The following is a 19978-nucleotide window of genomic DNA, read 5'->3' as shown; positions in this document are numbered from 1 at the left end:
ATTTTTATTACAAGTGGCTCACTTTTTTCCTGGCGTTTTCTTTAATTCTGGCTTACTTTTATTCTAGCGTTTATACCCTTGTTATTCGACTTGGAAAGTACAGGCTTTTGGTGTTGTATTGCCTAGCTTTGGGCATGAACGTTCCCCCTTTATCTATAGCTTTTTATAATCGACAAATTTTCCCTTATTTTTATTATAACATCTATTTATATCTATATCGTATTAGATTTTAAAAAAAAGCGTATAGGATAAGCAGCCGGTATTTTAGCTGCTATCCTATACGCATCAGTTGCGGGTGGTTTTGCCCAGGGGGTTTATCGTATTCCCGTAACCCGCAACCAGACCTTCCTAAACCAGGGTCGCCAGGCTCTCCAGGGCATAACCGCCAATTTCACCCTTATCGCTGAATTTATCCAGCGCTGTTAAATCACCGGCGACCTTCAGTCCTTTGAACTTCTCCAGGGCTACCCACCCCATCGGGTAGTTTTATTTGAGATTTTTAATAACCAAAGTCATTCAGATGGTTGAAACAGCTTTCGGCCCCCATGGCGTATTCCGCTCCTGAGCCGTCCTTAAAAGCAATTAAAGCACCCTCTCTAAACATAAGCATATAATATTAATAAATGCTATGATAGGAATGATGAAATGTATAATATGTATAATATTTATAAACCATATCCATGCCCTAACTACCATAATCCATCAATGTATAACCCATATATTATGTATAATGCTTATGGAGCATATCCATATCCTTACTGGGTAAATACACCGATGTATTATTCCGACTATTGGAAACAGTTTACTAAATTAAAAGATTATGGACCAGAACCATTTGTAGTTAATATTGAGGAGGTTACTAAACAAAACAATACTTTCCGTACCGCTTTATGGACAGGATGCCATCTACAACTTACCTTAATGTCCATCAATGTTGGGGAAGACATAGGTTTAGAAGTACATCCCCACCTTGATCAATTTATACGCATTGAAGAAGGTCAAGGACTTGTAATGATGGGGGATAGAAAAGATAATCTTTATTTTCAAGCAAAAGTGTGTGATGATTTTGCAGTTATTATACCTGCTGGTAAATGGCACAATCTGATTAACACAGGTTATAAATCACTTAAATTATACTCAATTTATGCGCCGCCTGAGCATCCACATGGTACGGTTCATGAAACAAAAAAAGATGCTGAAGAGCACCACGAATACTAAGAGGTATATAGGATTTCTATATACCCTTCTGTTCCATGCACACGAATTCGCTGCCCATCTTTTATCAGTTTGGCAGCATTTTCTACTCCGACAACTGCCGGTAAGCCATATTCACGTGCGATAACTGCTCCGTGGGTCATCAGTCCACCGACTTCGGTGACCAGGCCTTTTATGAATACAAACAATGGTGTCCAGCTAGGGTCAGTAAAGGAGGTGACTAATATATCTCCATCTTCCAGCTCAGCATCTTCCATGTTTAAGATGACACGTGCCCGTCCCTCTACAACTCCGGCAGAAACAGGCAGACCTGCAATAGCGCCTGCCGGGAGATTCCTTCGTTTGTACTCACCTGTAATGATTTCACCATCAGATGTGATAACACGTGGGGGAGCTAGTTTTTCATATAATTTGTACTCATCTTTTCGAAGGCTTATGATTTGGTAATCCAGTTTCTTTGCGCGTACGACTTCGCGAAGTTCTTTAAAAGTGAGATAATATATATCTTCTTTTTCATTAATAACGCCTGCTTGTACAAGTTGTTCGGCTTCTTTCAGTAAAACCTGCTTATAAACGAAGTAGCGATTAATCATGCCGTATTTTGGATATTCCCTAAACCCACTGAAATTCCGGATTAGGTCAATCATTCGTTTTGTCTCTTTGGCTTTTTGTTCACCATCGGGTAATTGCTTTAATCGGTCTAATAATTCTTGTTCTTTTTTCAAAGCGGCCTCGCGCCCTTGCTCAAATTTCCGATTACTTTCATTAGGCTCAAAGTTTTTGATGTTGCTGATAATCATGGGGACGAGTGCAGTTGGTTTTTCACTCCACCGAGTTTTAGTAATATCGATTTCTCCGGCACATCGCATTCCGTATTTACTAAGGTAAGCATAGATAGCTTCCCTGGTTTCCTGTCCACCATCAAACTTAACCAGTTCATCCAAAAAATTATCATCTTTAACATGTTGCAAATAATCAATTACTTCCGGATAAGGACGAATCACATCTGCGACATCCAATAACGCCAGACCCATTTCCGCAGTAATATTGTTTGGTACAGATTGAGAAAGCGTGTCTGCTGCGTTTTTTTCACCTAACCACTCGTTCATTTTTTCATTGATCCATGATGAAGCATCCATAGCAGCCATATACACCGCCCTGCTTTGTGGGTTAGATAAAATCTCCTTTAACTCCTGGATATCTTCCAGGATAAAATCAAATAAATCTGATCCTGATTTCGTTTGGATCTTTTGCTTTAACTCTTCTATCGATGTTTGACTGCTCTTAATCAAATCAGAAACGATTTTCGGATCGTTTTCAATCTGTGTTCTAAAACCCAAAGTCGACACGACCTTATTGCTTTTATTGGAACCCGGTTCTACTGTATCCTTCAGCAACGGTTTTATAAAATCTCCTCGCTCAGTTATGGTCACGAGTGCATCTTTCATGAGCGGATCGTGCTGCCCCATAGTATTTAATAAAATCTCCCTGCTATCAGGTGAAGCCAGCATATGTGTGACATCAACAAACAACCTTCCACCGGCTTTGCGCATGGGTGCAGGAGTTATTAACAGAAAAAAAGACAATCCCAGTGGTTTTATGGGATCGGTCATCATTTGTTGATGACCGACAGATATATAAACGTGATTTTCCTGATCATTCACTTCAGGGATGGGGTATAAAGCAGTGATTGGCCGGCTCTGGACAATATAAAATGCATCATCTGCCAAACACCATTCGATGTCCTGGGGGCAGCCGAAATGCGCTTCGATCCTTCTGCCCATGCTCTCAAGCTGCAAAATCTGCTCATCTGTCAGCGCTTGCCTGTTCTGCTGCTCAGGCTCAATCTCCTGTTCTATCGTACCGCCATCGTTTAAGGCATATGAAGCCCACTTCTTGGTGGATATCTTCTTATCGATAACCTTGCCATCACGCACTTTATAGATATCAGCATTCACCAGGCCGGAAACAAGGACCTCACCAAGTCCGAAGCCGGCGTCAATGGATAGCACCTTCCTGTTGTTCGTTACGGGATCGGCAGTAAACAAAATTCCTGCCGTCTGCGGGAAGACCATCTTCTGAACAACCACGGACAGGTAGACCTTACGATGGTCGAAACCGCTTTGAATGCGGTAGGTTACTGCCCTCTCGGTAAACAGCGATGCCCAGCACTTGCTAATATGCTTTAGGATTGCCTTCTTTCCAATAATGTTCAGATACGTATCCTGCTGGCCTGCAAAGGAGGCCGCCGGTAAATCCTCTGCAGTTGCGCTGGAGCGTACTGCATAGGCATTTTTTTCTCCAAGCCTTAATAGTTGGCGGGTGATCTCTTCATTAATGTCTTCAGGGATGTCTATCCCTTCAATGATCCGGCGAATTTCACCACTAAGTTCACCGATTTTGTCCCGGTCTGCCACCTTTAGAAGAGATAACCGGTCAAGTAATTTGTTAATCGACGACGCTTTCCCCAGGATTCTTTTGAATGCCTCAGTAGATATACAGAAGCCATCTGGTACGCATATTCCTTCAATCCCGGAAAGCTCCCCCAGGTTCGCACCTTTACCCCCAACAACCATGATTTTTGTTTTGTCAATATCGTCAAAACCAAGCACATATGAACTCATATGTTTACCCCCTTTTGCAATTCCTGCTTTGATAATCATACCCCTCCAACGGATCGCATAAACGTGCTATTGCATTATAGCACCGGCAAATGGGAATAAACAGAATTAATCCATAAAGATAGTAATTGGCTTGGGTAATATTAAAGCTCTCTGACAACTTCTTCATCCAGAATTTCTTTTCTTTGTTTCCAGTCGGGCATCAGAGAGGTCATGAAATTATAAAATTGTCCATCGTGATTTCGATATTTAAAGTGTATCAACTCGTGAAGAACTACATAATCAATACAGAATTTTGGTGCCTTAATCAGCTCATAGTTAAGCATGATGATGTTCTTATCTTTTATGCAAGAACCCCATCTGGCTTTCATGGTTCTAATATCAATTGCGGGTCTCTTTATGCCATACTTCTCGATCATTGGGTATACGCGGTCCAGACTCTCTTTAAAGTTAATTTCAGCCTTCTCTCTGAACCAAATATTTATGAGTTTTTCTTTTCGCTTATAGTTTTTCTTATCTTTAACTTGAAGGACTATAAACCCCTGATAATACCTAACATGCTCAGGCTCATTTGAATCCACTTCCTCAACCTCAAGGCGGTACTGCTTGCCAAGATACTTAAAGCCTTCGCCACTAACGTAGTCTTTCCTGGTGTTATGCTCTGGTTGAACATCTTTAAAATAGCTGACGTTTTTTATTATCCAGGGGGCCTTGCCCTTAACGAAATCAAGGATGTAAGTAAGCGGAACATTCTCATTGGCTGAAACTGCAATTGTCATGTCGGGCTTTACATTTAAATTTATGTTTTTTACCTTTTTTCGCTGTAACTCAAATTCAATTGTTTTTCCGTTGTATATAATTTTATGCTTTTCCACAACTATCACCTTAATATCGTCTAAGTGCAACGGTTTTTATGTTTTCAATAATCCTGTCAATCTGGCTAAAGGATAGTTCCGGGAAGTGCTTCTTTTTACATAAATAGAGTAATCCATCAATTTCCTGAGATATTCTTTTATGTACGTCCGGGTTATCATGCCAATCAACTTTACTGTGTCTTTCGATAATAATATCAATATCAGTAGCAATGTCAGCTAAAATGTTTTCATAATTATATATTTCTTTAGTTTCCTTTACAACATCGCCGGCATTTGCACTACATAGGTTCTCGTCTTCCAGGACTTCCCTGATAACACCGTAAAAGGCTTGAGCATGAACATTATGTTTAATTTTTTCCGGATAAACCGTCCCCGAGTAACCTTTCCTAAAGTCCTCCATAACGGTATGCATTTTCTCAAGGTATTCTGCTTCTGAGATTCGTTTTTCTTTATATTGATTAATAATCTCTTCAATGCGTTCTGAGAATTTTTTATAATAAGCAGGGTTCTCGTCCCACTTTTCATTGATACGCTTGGTCATCCTTGTACGAATAGCATCTGCTTTCGCCATGGGCGAACCCAACCTCATGAGCTCATCACTAAATTCTTTTTCGTTAAGGATATCCACCGGCGCCGTAATCTGAATAACATCTTCTGCTGCAATATAGGTGTCCATAAGATTTCTCATTTTAGGTTCGTATTCTTTATGATCAATGGTATCGGAATATCTTAGCTTTACAGACGCTCTAAGCTCCTGATAAAACTTAAGCTCTTTTTTATATAGTGCAATATCCTTTTCCCCAAGAGCATTATAAACGTGCTCAGACTCAAGGGCTATCCCTAAATACTTACCAAACTGGCAAAGCTCATTATAAAATTCATCTCTAATCCCCTCATCGGCAAGGATAGTTTCATATTCTTCCTTGTCTGATTTATTCTTGATTCCTTTAAAAATAGCAGCTACATTAGAATAAGCCTCCCGAAGCTTACCAACGATATTTATAACATCTACCAGTGCTCCCTCGATGTCTTTACCATCAAAATTTTCAAGTCCGGCTCCGGAATATGTTTTCATCGCTGAGTCCAGTTCTTCGATTAGTCCCCGGTAATCGACAATAAGCCCAAAGTCTTTCCCATCATATAACCGGTTAACCCTGGCTATGGCTTGAAGCAAGGTGTGCTCCTTCATTGGCTTATCTACATAAAGTACAGATGCTCTCGGGGCATCAAAACCCGTCAAAAGTTTGTCAACGACGATTAAGATGTCCAATTCATCACCATCAACAAACTCACTTTTTATATGCTCTTCATATTTATGTGGATCAGAGTAACCTTCCATTAGTTTATTCCAAAACTTGATAACTCTATCCTTTGGCTCTTCGTCAACTTCTTCATACCCTTCACGTTGATCCGGTGAAGAAATAACAACGGCGGTACTGATATCGTCAAATTCCTCAAAGGCTTCTTGATAACGTATTGCATCAAACTTTGAAGCCGTAGCTAGCATGGCTTTTGCAAAAGTCCCTTTATAAAACTTGTCGAAGTGAACAAAAATATCATCAGCTATGAGCCTGATCCTTTGTTCTGATGAGGCAATTGCTTCAAACCTGCTCCATTTATTTTTGAGTTCTTCTGCTTGCTTTTCATTAAGATTACGGATAATCATTTCAATACGTTTATCAATAGCATTTCTATTTACAGTCTGTTCTACTAGTCTGCCTTCATATAGAAGGGGCACAATGGCACCATCTTCAACTCCGTCTTTGATAGTATACTTATGGATCATTCTGCTGCCAAACTTATTCATGGTGCTCTTTTCTTTTTTCATTAGTGGTGTTCCGGTAAAGCCAAGATAGCAGGCAGCAGGGAACACCTTCTTCATTTTAATGTGCAGTTCTCCGTATTGAGTTCTATGGGATTCATCAATTAAAACAAATATATTCTTAGACAAAACAGGTTTTTGGTGCTTGGATGCTGTGTCAAATTTATGTACCAGGGAAGTAATGATATCCGCTCCATTATTATTAATTAAATCAACTAAGTTCCTGCCGCTTGTAGCTCTTTCCGCCTTAATCCTGGAATGGTTAAAGGTTTTATGGATTTGGCTGTCAAGTTCAATACGATCTGTGATTACCAATACCTGAGGGTGCACATCAGCCAACTCGGTAAGGATAAATCGTGCAAGCATGACCATGGTCAAAGACTTGCCCGATCCTTGGGAATGCCAGATAACCCCTGATTGCCGGTTACCATTTTTGTCAGTCTCTTTTATCGTCTTAATTATTCCTTTAATGGCAAAATACTGTTGATAGCGGGAAATTTTCTTTACGTTCTTATCAAAAAGCGTGAAATACCTCATTAATTCCACGATCCGTTTAGGGTGAAAAAGAGACACGATATTCTTATCCTGAGTGGTAGGGATCCTGCCTTCCACTGTCTTTGCAAGTTCAGCCTTAAACCAACCGTACTCTTCAAATTGCTCATCTTCTTTCCAAATAGACCAAAACCTTTTTGGTGTACCTGTGGTAGCATATTGGGTTTCATTCTTATTGGTAGCCATAACAATCTGAATGAACTTAAAAAGATGAGGAGCATACTCTTTACTTTGATTTCTCACCATCTGGCTGATGCCTTGTGCAATGGAGATAGAAGCCTTCTTACATTCCATTACTCCAAAGGGAATCCCATTGATAAACAGCACAATATCAGGCCGAATGGTTCCCTGACCATCTTCTCGTTCTACACTAAACTCTTCCACTACATGAAAAACATTGTTTTCCGGATGGTTCCAGTCAATGTAGTTTAGGTTAAAGGATTTCGTGCCATCCACATCAGGCAGTCTTTCAGGATAACTTCTTCCAAGGGCTAAGGAATCATAGATTTTTTCATTTGTTTTGATTAGACCATCTGTTAAAGCCTCATCGAGGTCTAAGATGGCTTGGTTGATATTCTTTTCTGAGAACTTATAACGTTTCCCCTTGTATTCGAAACCGTTAAGTTCTTTTAATTTAGTATAAAGAATGTCCTTTAGAATGACGTTATATAGATTACCGCGCATTGATTCAGCTATGTCCGGCGGTAAATAAATATAGCCAAGTTTTTTTAGGACCTCTAGTGCAGGTATTTGGGATATATTCATTTCGTCATAGTCTTTGGCTCTGTTCATATTATCACCCCTTTCCGTGATTTGATAAGATTCTAGTTCTGAACTCTGACTATGCCTGTTAATAATAATTGCATTAGTCCTTTTTTCTGGAGCTTTAGGGCTTCAAGTTCTTGTTCAAGAAGCTCTATTCCTTTGTCGCTAGTTAATAGAATATTTACAATTGCCATCTGCTCATCAATTTCAGGCAATACAATTTTTAAGTCTTTTACGATCCCAGTGTTCAAATTAGATTGAGTACCTTTTTGACCGTTTAACTTCAACTTTTCTTTCATCGAAAATAGGTAATAATATAGAAATTCGTTATTTAAATGTTTCTTTGGTCTAATGCCAAGTATAGCTTGACTTGAGGTTAGCTCTATTTTCGATATGCTACATTCACCTATTGAGGCGTACATTGCATATAACACCGTTCCTTTAGGGTATAACTTAGCTGAACTATTCTCCAATCCTAGTTTACTGATATTGCGCTCGGTATACTCAATATACTTACCTCTCTTTGTCATATCCGCGATGGACACCCAGGGAACATCTCCATCATAATACTCAGAAATTGTAGATTTGGGTGTACCACCACTATGCATATCGGCTACATCGCCTAACCTAACTTCCTCCCACTTACCGTGAATGCCTGGCAATCTCATTTCACCAGTCAAAAGTTTCTTCATCAGCCCTCGTTTTTGCTCTCTCTTTTGTTCAATGAGTTGCTCCTTAAGTTCGATGGCTTTGTCCCATGTAGAGAGGATAAAAGCGATTTTTTGTTGTTCTGGAAGAGACGGTACGGGTATATTTAACTCCAAAAATTCAGTTTGGCCTAATGTTTTATTTCGACCAGCCCCCCCTGGTGAAGCCAGCTCAAGAAGAGTTCTCCCTTGGTTAGATTTAAAGTAATATGTCAAGTAATCTAAATCCAATAAGTTTAGTACAGGTTTATACATTGGAAAACGGTGCGAAGCAATCATACCCCTTTCGTTAATAGTCGTCTTTGCCACTGCCATTTCCCATGCAAAAACAATGTTAACAATAAAACAGTCTGGTTCTACCCAAAAAACCGCTTTATTTCCAAGTTGCTCGCCGCTCACCTCATCTTTATAAAAAATCCCTTTTCCATGAGACCTGATTCCTATTTGTCTATACTTTTGAGCAAGCTCTACTGAAACAGGCTTTCTAATTCTTTTAATTAAATTCAAGGTTTTATCCAGTTTCCATTCAAAAGGAATTAAATTGTTCCCTACTTCCTTATACCCTTCAGGCACTTCCCCATTTCTTATCTTCTCAATCCTATCCTTTATCTCCTGTCTCACTCTTTACCACCCACCAACACCTTTTTCTTTTCCAGTTCTTTTTCAATTTGCCTGACACTTTTCTCCGGTGTTGGCAGTTCCTCAGGCATTGTGCCCCCAAGCTCTTCAATAGTCTTCCTCACCTTTTGCCCAACTTCAAAATGGGTTCTATTGGCAACGGATTTTCCTTTTATATTTTCCCGTCGGATTTTTTCATCGGTTTGAGTTGCTCTAAAGAGATTGGCTGCCAGCTCTGTACTTCCCATATGGTCCAAAATTTTTTGACTCTTTTTCAAGCGCTTTCGTTTATGAATATCCTTCACTCCAAGTCCTCCATAAAGCCCCTGGTAGCCCTTATTTTGAAAGATTGCATAATCTTTTGGGTGATCAATCCCTGCCATGTGGGCGGCCTCTGCCAACGACTTGTTATGATTTGTCATCTCGTTTCGAATAGCAAGACGCTTCTGGTCCTCATTTAATTGTTCGAACTCTTCCTCTATCTCTCGTTCACGGGTTTTGACAGCAAAATATGTCTGTCCTAAAGCTATGACCTCTTTTCTTGGGTCACCATTTTGTACTACCAGATAGCAGGCATAGCGGGATAGCATTATATCTTCTATTTCCCGTTGAGCTCCTGAGCCTAGTTCAACCATTTTTCCCACGCGGGAAAAATGGTCTTCTATGTCTTGTCCACTGTTTCCGCAAGAATCCTTTGCCTTTTCAATGACATTAGTAAACTTATCCCAACTTCTATAGTCCAGCACTGTCGCTAACTCTCTAGCGTACCAGAACTCTATACCATCCTCGGTAAAATGCTTTATTTCCTCAAAGCTTTGGCTAGAGCTCTTGATCACTTCACTCATCATTCTGTTCCTCCGATCAAATAAGATTATCAACTCTCAAACCATGATTGTACTTTATGACAGCCCTAATTCTTCAAGATACTGGGCCATTTCTGCCTCTACTTCGGCAAGCTCCGCCTTTATCCGTGAAATATTCTCAGCCACTGCCTCCATATCCACCATTTCTTCTTCTTCAAAGGTGTCTACATATCTAGGAATGTTCAGGTTATAGTCGTTCTCTTTGATTTCATCTCGGGTGGCCACGTAAGCAAATTTATCTATGGTCTGGTAATTTTCATAGGCATTAACTATTCTCTGAATGTCTTCTTCTCTGAGTTTATTTTGATTTTTCCCTTTTTCATAGTAGTCATCACCTGATGCGTCTATGAAAAGAACATCTTCTCTAGCTCTGTTTGGCTTAAATACCAGGATACAGGCGGGTATACCCGTCCCAAAAAACAGGTTGGACGGTAATCCAATCACTGCATCCAGTAAGTTTATATCAATAATCTGTTTCCTAATCTTTCCCTCACTGGCACCCCTAAAGAGAACACCATGAGGAAGTACAACCCCCATTCTGCCTCCCTCAGCCAAAGAGTGCAGCATATGCAAAACAAAGGCGTAATCTCCCTTCGATGATGGCGGGACACCCCAGCCAAATCTTTTATATGGATCATTGCCTTCTTCCATTTTAAATTCCTTATCATTGCCCTCCCCGGCAAAACCCATAGCCCATTTGTCTAATGAGAAGGGAGGATTAGCCACCACAACCTGGAATTTCATTAGCTTATCATTTTCGAGGTGTAGTGGATTCGACAGGGTATCACCCCATGCTATTTTGGCATCATCAATGTTGTGTAGGAACATGTTCATTCTACAAAGTGAATGAGTCTGGCCATTTCTCTCCTGGCCATAAATCTGCGCTTTACCATTGGGCACTTTGTTAAAAGCTTTAATCAGCAAAGAACCGGAACCACAGGTTGGGTCATATATTCGATCATTCTCTTGCGGTTTAACAAGTCTTGCCAAAAGTTCTGACACTTCAGAAGGTGTGAAAAACTCTCCTCCTTTTTTACCAGCATCAGAAGCAAAGTTAGAAATCATATATTCATATGCATTGCCAATAACGTCTTCTCCAATAAGCCTTGACGGTCTTAGATCTAAATTCTTGAAGTCCTCTAGCAAGTGCTTCAACATGGCATTGCGTTCTTTGGTATTTCCAAGCACTGCTTCGGAGTTAAAGTCAATATTCTTAAAGACCCCTCTTAGCTTTGTTTTGTTTTCCTCTTCCACATGAGCTAAGGCCTTGTTAATGATTTCTCCTATCTCTGGTTGATTCCTCTTATCGTATATGTAGTCGAAAGTGGAGATTTCATCTAAAACAAATCGCTCATAGCGCATTTGCCTTTCAACCATTTCGGCATCATTATCATATTTATTCAGGAGCTCTTCTTTATTTTCCTTGTAAATATCGCTCACATACTTTAAAAACAGCATTACAAGAACGTAATCTTTGTAAATTGATGAATCAATTTTACCTCGGAATGTATCACATGCTCGCCATAAAGTACCATTGACTTCTTCCTGGGTATATTTTTTAACTGTCATTTTCGAGTCCTCCCCTAAATCATCTTATTAATTACTGCGTTATAATACCTGAACTTTTCTTCTACCAGTTCGGATAGCAGCTTTTTTTCTTTAGCAATCAATCTACATAGTCCGACTATCTTTACTTGCCGCTCCAGATTAGGAAACCGTATAACTGCATCTTTTAACATACTGGTCTTGATTATCTGAATCGCAGACCCTATAGCACCTTTCACGTAAAATCGTTTCATCACGTTGCTGTTGAGATAAATGCTTAGATACTCAGGGAGCAAAACATTTGTACTCAACCTTATAACTGCAAATAGCGAAGGAATTATATACCCTTCTTGTTCATGATCTATGATTATAGCCGTGTTAGGATGGCTTAGCCTTATAACAATGTCTCCTTCTTTTGTAAGGTACTTATGATCAAGATGTTCGCTACTTTCGAAGTTTTCAAGCTCATCGGTGTTAAGCCACCCATCTTGCTCAAAGCTCTTTAAAGTCAGCATGCTGTATGTTGTAACTATTTCTTCCGGCAGCTCTGCTTGTTTTCTCTTCACAACCAAACCTGTCGTAACACTGGCCAAATCACCAATTCTTCGCTCTTCGAAAACCATAATGTTGTTTCTCACCTCCCAAAATGTCATTTTTTTATTATTACGATAATAACTTACCATAATACCCATTAGCTGTCAATTATTTTTGTACTAATCATAAAATAACATTTAGCTGTTTCAAAATTTAAGGCACTCACAACGATAAGTTGCCGGGTAGTATTTGCGCCTTTCTGAGTCAACTGAGCCAAGGCCTTTTAAGAGTTGACACCCTAACAGTCTGCATTTACAATTTTTTATATGTTATAATTAAAGTGAGGGGAATTCAATTTTCAAAGAAGTAAACCATAAATATACGCTAACCCGAAAAAACCGGGCCGAAAAATACACTTTTTCAGCCCGCTTTTTGCTCATTTTCGGCTTCAAAACCACTACATATAGTGGTTAACCTGCTTTATTTTGCCTTCGATATTTTTTATGTTAAAAAAGTCGAGCATCGTAAAAGCAGCTTTGATATTATGTAGATATGAAAGGTGGGAAGTAATGTTAAACGAATTAAATCATGTGATCGACTATATTGAAGATCATTTAACCGATGATCTATCTCTTGAAATAATTTCTGAATATGCCGGGGTTTCTGACTATCACTTTAGAAAGATATTTTTTTATCTTTCAGGGTTGACGCTTAGTGAATATATCAAAAACAGAAGATTGTCAGAAGCAAGTATGGATTTATTACAAGGAGATAAAGTAACGGATGTTGCTTTGAAATATGGTTATCAGTCAATGGACGGCTTTACTCGAGCATTTAAAAAGTGGAGTGGGTTTTTACCCTCGGATGTAAGAAAAAAAGGCATAAGTAAATCGTTTCCCAAACTTTCATTCATAATAACCGTCAAGGGAGGAATTAATATGGAATTTAGAATTGAAGACAAACCAGCGTTTAATTTAGTCGGTGTAAGTAAACGTGTCCCTATGCAATTTGAAGGTGTTAATAACGAGATTGTAAAGCTTGCAAAAAGCATAACGGACGAACAAAAACAAGAAATGCATTCTCTTCAAAATATTGAACCATATGAAATCATCAATGCTTCTTATGAGGCTGACGCTAATTTCTTAAAAGAAGAAGGAGATTTAACTCATCTGATAGGTATTTTAACGACTGAGAATCAAGTAAGTGATTTATTAGAAAAAGTGCCAGTCGGAGCCTATACTTGGGCAATATTTCCAAATGAAGGACCTTTTCCTTCTACGTTACAAGAAACAATGGCAAAAATATATTCAGAATGGCTTCTTTCTTCCAATTACGAAGTAATAAATGCCCCTTCTTTTTCTTTTACTAAAATGGATGAACATAAAAAAGATTACGCTTATAGTGAAGTTTGGATTCCTGTTCGGCAGAAATAAAAAAACTGTGTCTAACCCGGCTCGTACGTTATTGTTATACCGGGATGGCCGGAAGGTAGCGGAAGCCCGACAGGTGAATTTCCATGAATAGAGGAATAACAAAGGCTAAGATAAATTAAAACGAAAAGAGGGAGTGTCTCATATGATTTAATCATATGAGACACTCCCTCTATAAATTTGGTTTAGTTTACCCACCGTAAATAAACATTAAATTCTGGCATCAATCTTATACGATATTAACACCGGCGCTGGCATAACCTGCTACAGTATTAAGCAGAGTTATGCCTGTTGCTGTTATAGAGAATACCATTAATAAGCGGGTTTCTGCCGCCACAGGTATTGCCAGGCCTGTTAGCAGACCGGTGCTGATGTCACCAGCTACAACTAGACCTGAAAGAGAAGGGGTTAATGTGACTTCAGTACCTGGAATCGGACTAAAAATGTTATCAGGTGTGGTAGAACTGTACAATTGCGCTCTAATGGTTACTGTGGCATCGACAAGGCTTAATGCAGCTGTTGTACTAAAGAATGCAGCTATTGATGTAATCATCCCATCACGTGGCATAGAAAAGGCCATATTAAGCAATACACCGGGGCCACCGGAGAGATCAATGGTTGCACCAAGTGCACTAACAGTCGGAGCTGAGGAGCCAAAACCAATTAAACCGGATGTTCCTGCCAAACCACCGGCAATCGTGGTCAGTACGACCGGTGCTCCGGAAGCAAAGGGTATAATTGAGCCATTACCTAAAATCCCCATATTACTTACCTCCTGTATAATTGGATTTTATTACATCTGCTACATCATATTCTTGTTAACATAAAAAGGTGCATGTTTATTATGCTATATTACGTTTTTTTAATATTAATATGTGCTATATCAAATCAAGCACAGGTATTATGTAATCTGAGTATATTTAAATTATAGATAATAAGTAAATATTTTAAGTCACTGACTCATCATTTCATCTTCGATTATTAGTAATTTGGAATTTCTCAAAAGGAGTTGAGATTGTTGTATATACGATGGATTCCTTGTCAGGAAACGGGTGTTATGTTTCTAGCCCCTAAGACTTTTCAAAACTTCAAAATAGAATGCAGGACGATCACTCTCCATTTGGGAGACTGGAAGAAAAAACTTAGTATTAAGCTATGTGATGAATTAGATGAAAATATAATTGGATTGCCTAATGATTTAACCGATGCCTTAACCATTCCTGAGACCATTCCTTATGACATTAAATTAATCGGTGAGGATATCTATCTTGGACCGGTGATTGCTTTTTTTGTAAGAGAGGGGTATCTTTCGTCTAAAAGAATAGAAAGATGGAAGTTGTATTGCCAAAATTATTCGCAGATTAGAGGATTAGTATATTTCTGCACTGTTAGCGGAATTGATATGAGGACAAAAAAAATTAGAGGATATTATTTTGAGCCATACGCCAAGGAAAAGGGTCGTTTGAAATCTGGTATATTTCCTTTCCCCGCAGTTATCTACAGAAGAGCCAGAATAAACGGGGAAGTTTTGAAAAAGCTGAAAATACATGTAGACAACAAAATTTTTAATGCCCGGATTTTTAATAAGTTGGAAATGTGGGAAGTATTGTCTGCGGGCGGATTCGTTCATACTCCTTATACAACCACACTAGACGGGCTTTACAGCCTTCAGATGATGCTTACCTACTATAACTCAGTTTACCTGAAGCCTCAAATAGGGCGCTTTGGAAACGGTATTATAAAAATAAAGACAACACCGGAGGGGTATTTATTTAAAGAAAAATCCGGAGCAGAACAGTGGGCGAAGGATTTAACTCAAGTTTTCCAGTTGACTCAGAAATTTAAGAAAAAAGGAGAATATATCATTCAGCAGGATGTTTCATTAAACTTTGAAGAAAAGCCGGTAGATTTTCGGGTCATTTTACAAAAGGATGGAAGCAAAAATTGGACCTGCTCAGGAATTATTGCCAAAGTTGGTATTAACCGTCAGATCCATACCAATAACCCGTTTTCCATTCACTTGGGCCGCGAAGCCCTCCAAATGATTTTTGGATTAAGCCCCGAGCAGGCTTCGGAGAAAGAAAATGAAATTATCAGGATTTGTACGGAAGCTTGTCTTCTCCTTGAACGTGCTTATGGATATTTTGGAGATGTCGGCATTGATGTGGTTGTGGATAAAAACCTGAAGATTTGGGTTCTGGAAATTAACAAGTCCCATCAGCATGATATGGCCAGTTATCTAAAGGAAGATGACCCCGATATGTTTAAGCGGGTAGTATCCAGACCGTTAGAATATGCGAAGGCATTGGCTGGTTTTTAGTAGAAAATACTATGCCAATCAATTCCATGATAAGTTGGGGAATACTCGTCAGAAAAAGCAAGGCATAAATACCAATCCCGATTATCCCTCCGAGCGTGTTACTAAGCACGTCGGTGATGTCAGCTCTGCCATTATTAAGAAGCTTTTTCACAAAAGACCACGGGGCTTTAAGGATGCAAATATAGATTCCCAAAGGTATGAAAGCGAGAATATTAACTTTATGGATAATTGTTTCACAATGGGATGCCAAATTACTTTTTTTAACTTTTCAGGTGAGTTTCACCTTATGCAAAATCCGCCTTAAAGTAGGTGTCGCAAAATTTCGCAATTTATTGTGTCTTACACCACCTGTCGCCTTTTCTGCACAAGATATGTCAGGAAAACGACAACCAGGGAAAGAACTATACAGACCACGAAAGCCGACATGCCGTATGATAATGGCGTTCCAAAAAAATTGTACATAGTACTTCCACTCTTGAAATGTCAAACGCACTGGCAAAGTTATTCCAGAATTGCGTGTAGGTAAAGATCGGTTCACCCTGAGAAAGCTCTGTTTCCAAACGTTTTTGGTAATACTTATATTCATACAAGCCCTGCCTGTTCTCAAGCGTCTTTAATTTATCCTGAAGCGGATAAACGCCCTTTATGTCCGATTCGTCCTGATATTCGGGGCCATTCCAGTATTCATAAACCCTTTTACCAAAAATTGCATAGTCATAATGAAATTTCACTACAGGATTTTGGTTTAGGTATAGTATAAATGAATCGTTATCGCCTTGCCTCTGTTTGGCTTTGGCTTGCTCAGCTATTTCATTAGACTCTTGCAATTGCTCAGCATTAACATCCGTTTAAAATGATACTCTGAACAGTAGGCAATTTTAGAAGTTTCACTGTAATCGATATCCTCAGTTAAGTGCTTTTCAATGTACGCCAATGCATTATTCATACTACTTAAAGAATCCATCAAACAACCTCCTTCCACCATCAATATTATCAAAGGATGCATTTATCCATCCGACAATCTGTGTACAGTATAGTCGATTCCCCATATAAAAATTATTTCCATCCAAGGTCTTGCAGTTTATTTTTGAGAATCAAGTATAAATAGAGACGCATCGTGACCCATGAATATTTTATTTCCATTATAAAATGTTTTGGATCGAATCGTGTTATATCCTATATTCAACATAATATCCGTTAGCATTTCTTGATCAAAGCCACTATGAACTATATCTGAAACTATTTCATCATTCTTATTAAAATCAATGATTATTAAATGCCCTCCCGGATTCAAAACATCATATAGCTTTAATAAAACTGACTTAAAATCTTTAATATGGAGTAGAACCTGAACCATAAAAATATAATCAGCATGTAATTCCGATTGACCATCTTTTTCAAAATCAAAGCATAAAGTACCAGCATTATGTATATTAGAACGAGAAATTTTTCGATTTATTTGATGAATCATGTTTTGTGATGTATCCAGAAACAGTATTGATTGAAAATCATTCAATAAGTTCATCCCGACAAGACCGGTCCCACATCCAAAATCAATGGCATTCTTGGTTTTTGCATCATCTAAATGTTCACGAATAGCATCTGATGATACCTTTGCAATTTGGATCCTTTCAGGAGTATCATATGTATTAGCTATCATTTCAAACTTATCTGTGTTACCCATAATTACCCCTCTAATCTACCTAAATCTTAAATCCCGAATACATATAACAACATCAAAAAAATTTTGCTTTATTTCTTTAAACCATTGTCAGCATTTCCAATCGATTTTAGCCGGGCTTGGCTCGTTCTCCACGGCAACAGCTCGCAGGGCAGCTTCCATACGTCCGCACTCTTCAGCAGCGCATTGCTCGATTTGTCCCCACGGTACATCAGTCCCAAGCTGATCATAAGCGACAGCTATCGCTCCATAAAAGGCAATCCCGATACAATGCCGTGCTGAATGGATGGTCGATGTGCATTGTCCTATTGTCCTCGCCGCCGCCTGTGCAACAGGATTTCCCTCTGCTTCACGAGCAGCAGCATGGCACTCGATGATCGCAGATTTCGCCTGCGGCAGTTTGATTGCACCTGACAGCCACGTGCGGGCGGCATTCAATGCGTTTTGCGGGCGCAGGTCATCTGGATAATACTTGCTCCATAGCGGCAATATTACCTGCTCAGAATAATCAACTGCCCAAGTCGCAAGGGTTGCCCTGCTCTGGGTTTCAATTAATTTCATAAGCGACTGAATATACGATGCCTTCCAGTTGCTTAGCATTTTTCGTGCTTTTGGCATAATCATCCTCCAATCAGTGATGCTCTATATTTACCAGCTCGAAAAACTACTTCCGGGCTGGCGAATTCCGCAAGCCTCTTACATCGCATTGGCCATATTTATTATCACCCACAGCCGTCACCGTTCCGTCCGATTTAAGCCCAACGGTATGACGATGACCCGCCACTAATGTTCCATATAGTTTCATAAATGGTTTCTCCATTATGTTTAATTTCGCAAGCGAATAAAATTTATCCATTTTCTAATGCCTTTGTAATCAATGATTTTGAAATATTCATTGCTTTTATCATTTTCTTGAAGCGGGTGTAATGAGAGGTACCCTCCGCAAATTTTTTCTGTGCTTTTTCGCATTTGCTGATAATTGAAGATACGGGAGGTAGTGCTGATATCAATTCAACTTCTGTGTATTTGTACATAGCATTTTCGTCTGTTATCAATGATTTTGAAATTAATAATGCTTTTATCCTGTTTTTAAGGAGTGTATGCTGAGAGGTGCCCTCCATAAATTTGGGCTGCATTTTCTGACATCTACTTATAGCTGAAAAAACAATCTGCAGAGCTTCTTCCAATTCTTCTCTTGTATATTTGCCCACTGTATTTCACCTCAAATTTGATTTAATTCTTTTTACGCTGCATCAGGTAATAAAAAAGAGGCTACACTTTTTCTATACCTCAATTTCTTTGTTTTTTACAGCTTTGCAAAAGTATGGACTAATTACAATACCCTGATTGTATAAAATGCCTGCAGCTAAAAGCACTTTTTATACTTCTTGCCGCTGCCGAGCAGTCCACTCATCATAAATCGTCCGAAGCTCCTCATCAAGATAGGCGAGAGCTTTTTCCTTTATATCCTTCGGTACACTGTAGAACGCCATTTTAAATTCCTGAGAATCCCCCAATTGAAAGCAAATTAATTTCTGTTTTCCTTATCCATATCTGATTTATCTATGCCGTAGATTACGGCATTTTTTTATCTGTCATTTCTTGACGTTTATGTAGATATTCCCTTATAGTTATCCATGTAAATAAAAAGAGAAAGAGCCTCGCCTTGGACAGTCAGACTCTTTCTCGTACCCGTCCATGTCCCTGATTTTAATATACGGGGTACATGGATTACGACAGAGGTATAACCCCCGAGGTACACTATTATGATAAGAGTTTTTGAACTGTTCTGCAAGTTGAATTTTATAAATCTTTCCGCTAAGGATATTTTTCTTCAATCCATGGCCGAATTCCATCCGCATGACCACAAATGCCCTTTCTGTTTGACGGAACATCCTGATTGGAAAAAACATGCTGTTTATGAGCGCTACCTGATTTCTTTTGAGAGTGGCCGTACTGTCTCATACCTGATTACTATTATCAGATACAGATGCTCATCCTGCGGGCACACCCATGCGATACTTCCAGAACCTGTCATCCCGTACCAATCCTATAGCCTCCTTTTCATTCTTGCAGTCATGAGGGATTATTTCATCAGTTCCCTCACTGTAAAGGATATCTGTGCCAAATATGATATTTCCGTTTCCACTCTCTATTCATGGAAGGCACTTTTTCTCAGGCACAAGAAGATCTGGCTTGGTCTCCTTAACGATGCGTGCACATCACCCCTGCAGTTTCTGAATTCCCTCTTTATTGAAAATCTTCATACCCTCAAGGAGTTTTTTCTCACGGCAGGTGTTTCCTTCCTGCAAGGCGCATCCCACATGAAAAAGGCATATTTCGCTCCGGTATGTGCGATTGTCAAGAAAAAACTGAGCCAGTCGCCAGAAAAAAAATGAGCCACTAGCGCCAGGAAAAAAGTGAGCCACT

The 19978-nt window shown here is 39.2% G+C and carries 18 protein-coding genes; 4 read left to right on the top strand and 14 right to left on the bottom strand.

The features are described from left to right. Positions 1-348 precede the first annotated feature (348 nt). On the bottom strand, positions 349-477 hold the full coding sequence (locus tag Ga0451573_RS19940; RefSeq protein ID WP_269438404.1) for a hypothetical protein: 129 nt from the start codon (positions 475-477) through the stop codon (positions 349-351). Between the two features lie 177 nt (positions 478-654). Between Ga0451573_RS19940 and Ga0451573_RS18570 the strand changes: the two genes are divergently transcribed. Continuing rightward, positions 655-1218: a cupin domain-containing protein gene (locus Ga0451573_RS18570; RefSeq protein ID WP_231685661.1), complete on the top strand. Its 564-nt coding sequence runs from the start codon at positions 655-657 to the stop codon at positions 1216-1218. On the opposite strand, the gene ppsA is transcribed toward Ga0451573_RS18570, so the two are convergent. The 7 genes from ppsA to Ga0451573_RS18535 form a co-directional block, all read right to left on the bottom strand. Further along, the gene (ppsA, locus tag Ga0451573_RS18565) at positions 1215-3839 is read right to left on the bottom strand and encodes a phosphoenolpyruvate synthase (RefSeq protein WP_231685658.1); all 2625 of its coding nucleotides are present in this window, start codon (positions 3837-3839) and stop codon (positions 1215-1217) included. The two genes, Ga0451573_RS18570 and ppsA, sit on opposite strands and share 4 nt — an antisense overlap. 140 nt (positions 3840-3979) lie before the next feature. After that, positions 3980-4711 (bottom strand): M48 family metallopeptidase, encoded by a 732-nt coding sequence (locus tag Ga0451573_RS18560; RefSeq protein ID WP_231685657.1) that lies wholly within the window; start codon positions 4709-4711, stop codon positions 3980-3982. Positions 4712-4721: 10 nt separating this feature from the next. Next, the gene (locus tag Ga0451573_RS18555; protein WP_231685656.1) at positions 4722-7877 is read right to left on the bottom strand and encodes a type I restriction endonuclease subunit R; all 3156 of its coding nucleotides are present in this window, start codon (positions 7875-7877) and stop codon (positions 4722-4724) included. A 32-nt stretch (positions 7878-7909) separates the two neighbouring features. Next, positions 7910-9178 (bottom strand): restriction endonuclease subunit S, encoded by a 1269-nt coding sequence (locus Ga0451573_RS18550; protein ID WP_231685655.1) that lies wholly within the window; start codon positions 9176-9178, stop codon positions 7910-7912. After that, positions 9175-10020 (bottom strand): DNA damage-inducible protein D, encoded by an 846-nt coding sequence (gene dinD, locus Ga0451573_RS18545; RefSeq protein WP_231685660.1) that lies wholly within the window; start codon positions 10018-10020, stop codon positions 9175-9177. Before dinD ends, Ga0451573_RS18550 begins: the two co-directional genes overlap by 4 nt. A 54-nt stretch (positions 10021-10074) precedes the next feature. Continuing rightward, on the bottom strand, positions 10075-11607 hold the full coding sequence (locus Ga0451573_RS18540) for a type I restriction-modification system subunit M (RefSeq protein ID WP_231685654.1): 1533 nt from the start codon (positions 11605-11607) through the stop codon (positions 10075-10077). Positions 11608-11621: 14 nt separating this feature from the next. Beyond that, positions 11622-12206, bottom strand: a complete 585-nt coding sequence (locus Ga0451573_RS18535; RefSeq protein WP_231685653.1) for a restriction endonuclease subunit S — start codon at positions 12204-12206, stop codon at positions 11622-11624. 480 nt (positions 12207-12686) lie between these two features. Between Ga0451573_RS18535 and Ga0451573_RS18530 the strand changes: the two genes are divergently transcribed. Continuing rightward, complete coding sequence (locus Ga0451573_RS18530; protein ID WP_231685652.1) at positions 12687-13550, top strand: AraC family transcriptional regulator; 864 nt, start codon at positions 12687-12689, stop codon at positions 13548-13550. A gap of 226 nt (positions 13551-13776) precedes the next feature. Here the strand turns inward: Ga0451573_RS18530 and Ga0451573_RS18525 are convergent, their stop codons facing one another. Beyond that, complete coding sequence (locus Ga0451573_RS18525; RefSeq protein ID WP_269438402.1) at positions 13777-14310, bottom strand: exosporium glycoprotein BclB-related protein; 534 nt, start codon at positions 14308-14310, stop codon at positions 13777-13779. 246 nt (positions 14311-14556) lie between these two features. Between Ga0451573_RS18525 and Ga0451573_RS18520 the strand changes: the two genes are divergently transcribed. Then, on the top strand, positions 14557-15867 hold the full coding sequence (locus tag Ga0451573_RS18520) for a YheC/YheD family endospore coat-associated protein (RefSeq protein WP_231685651.1): 1311 nt from the start codon (positions 14557-14559) through the stop codon (positions 15865-15867). 401 nt (positions 15868-16268) lie between these two features. Here Ga0451573_RS18520 and Ga0451573_RS18515 read toward each other — a convergent pair whose 3' ends face one another. From Ga0451573_RS18515 to Ga0451573_RS18490, 5 genes are all read right to left on the bottom strand, one after another. Next, positions 16269-16694 (bottom strand): hypothetical protein, encoded by a 426-nt coding sequence (locus Ga0451573_RS18515; protein ID WP_231685650.1) that lies wholly within the window; start codon positions 16692-16694, stop codon positions 16269-16271. 254 nt (positions 16695-16948) lie between these two features. Then, positions 16949-17551 carry a class I SAM-dependent methyltransferase gene (locus Ga0451573_RS18505; RefSeq protein WP_231685649.1) on the bottom strand — a complete coding sequence of 201 codons (603 nt, stop codon included), beginning with the start codon at positions 17549-17551 and terminating at the stop codon, positions 16949-16951. Between the two features lie 87 nt (positions 17552-17638). Continuing rightward, complete coding sequence (locus tag Ga0451573_RS18500; protein ID WP_231685648.1) at positions 17639-18166, bottom strand: putative immunity protein; 528 nt, start codon at positions 18164-18166, stop codon at positions 17639-17641. Between the two features lie 46 nt (positions 18167-18212). Beyond that, entirely contained in the window at positions 18213-18353 is a 141-nt protein-coding gene (locus tag Ga0451573_RS18495) for an RCC1-like domain-containing protein (RefSeq protein WP_231685659.1), read from the bottom strand. A gap of 43 nt (positions 18354-18396) precedes the next feature. Continuing rightward, on the bottom strand, positions 18397-18759 hold the full coding sequence (locus tag Ga0451573_RS18490) for a hypothetical protein (protein WP_231685647.1): 363 nt from the start codon (positions 18757-18759) through the stop codon (positions 18397-18399). Positions 18760-19314: 555 nt separating this feature from the next. Here Ga0451573_RS18490 and Ga0451573_RS18485 point away from each other — a divergent pair. Then, on the top strand, positions 19315-19947 hold the full coding sequence (locus Ga0451573_RS18485) for a DUF6431 domain-containing protein (RefSeq protein ID WP_231685646.1): 633 nt from the start codon (positions 19315-19317) through the stop codon (positions 19945-19947). The last annotated feature ends 31 nt before the right edge of the window (positions 19948-19978 follow it).

It is taken from the genome of Phosphitispora fastidiosa, assembly GCF_019008365.1.
Classification (GTDB): domain Bacteria; phylum Bacillota; class Thermincolia; order Thermincolales; family UBA2595; genus Phosphitispora; species Phosphitispora fastidiosa.
The sequence above is the reverse complement of the archived record's forward strand: the minus strand, read 5'-3'. Positions and strand labels throughout refer to the sequence as shown.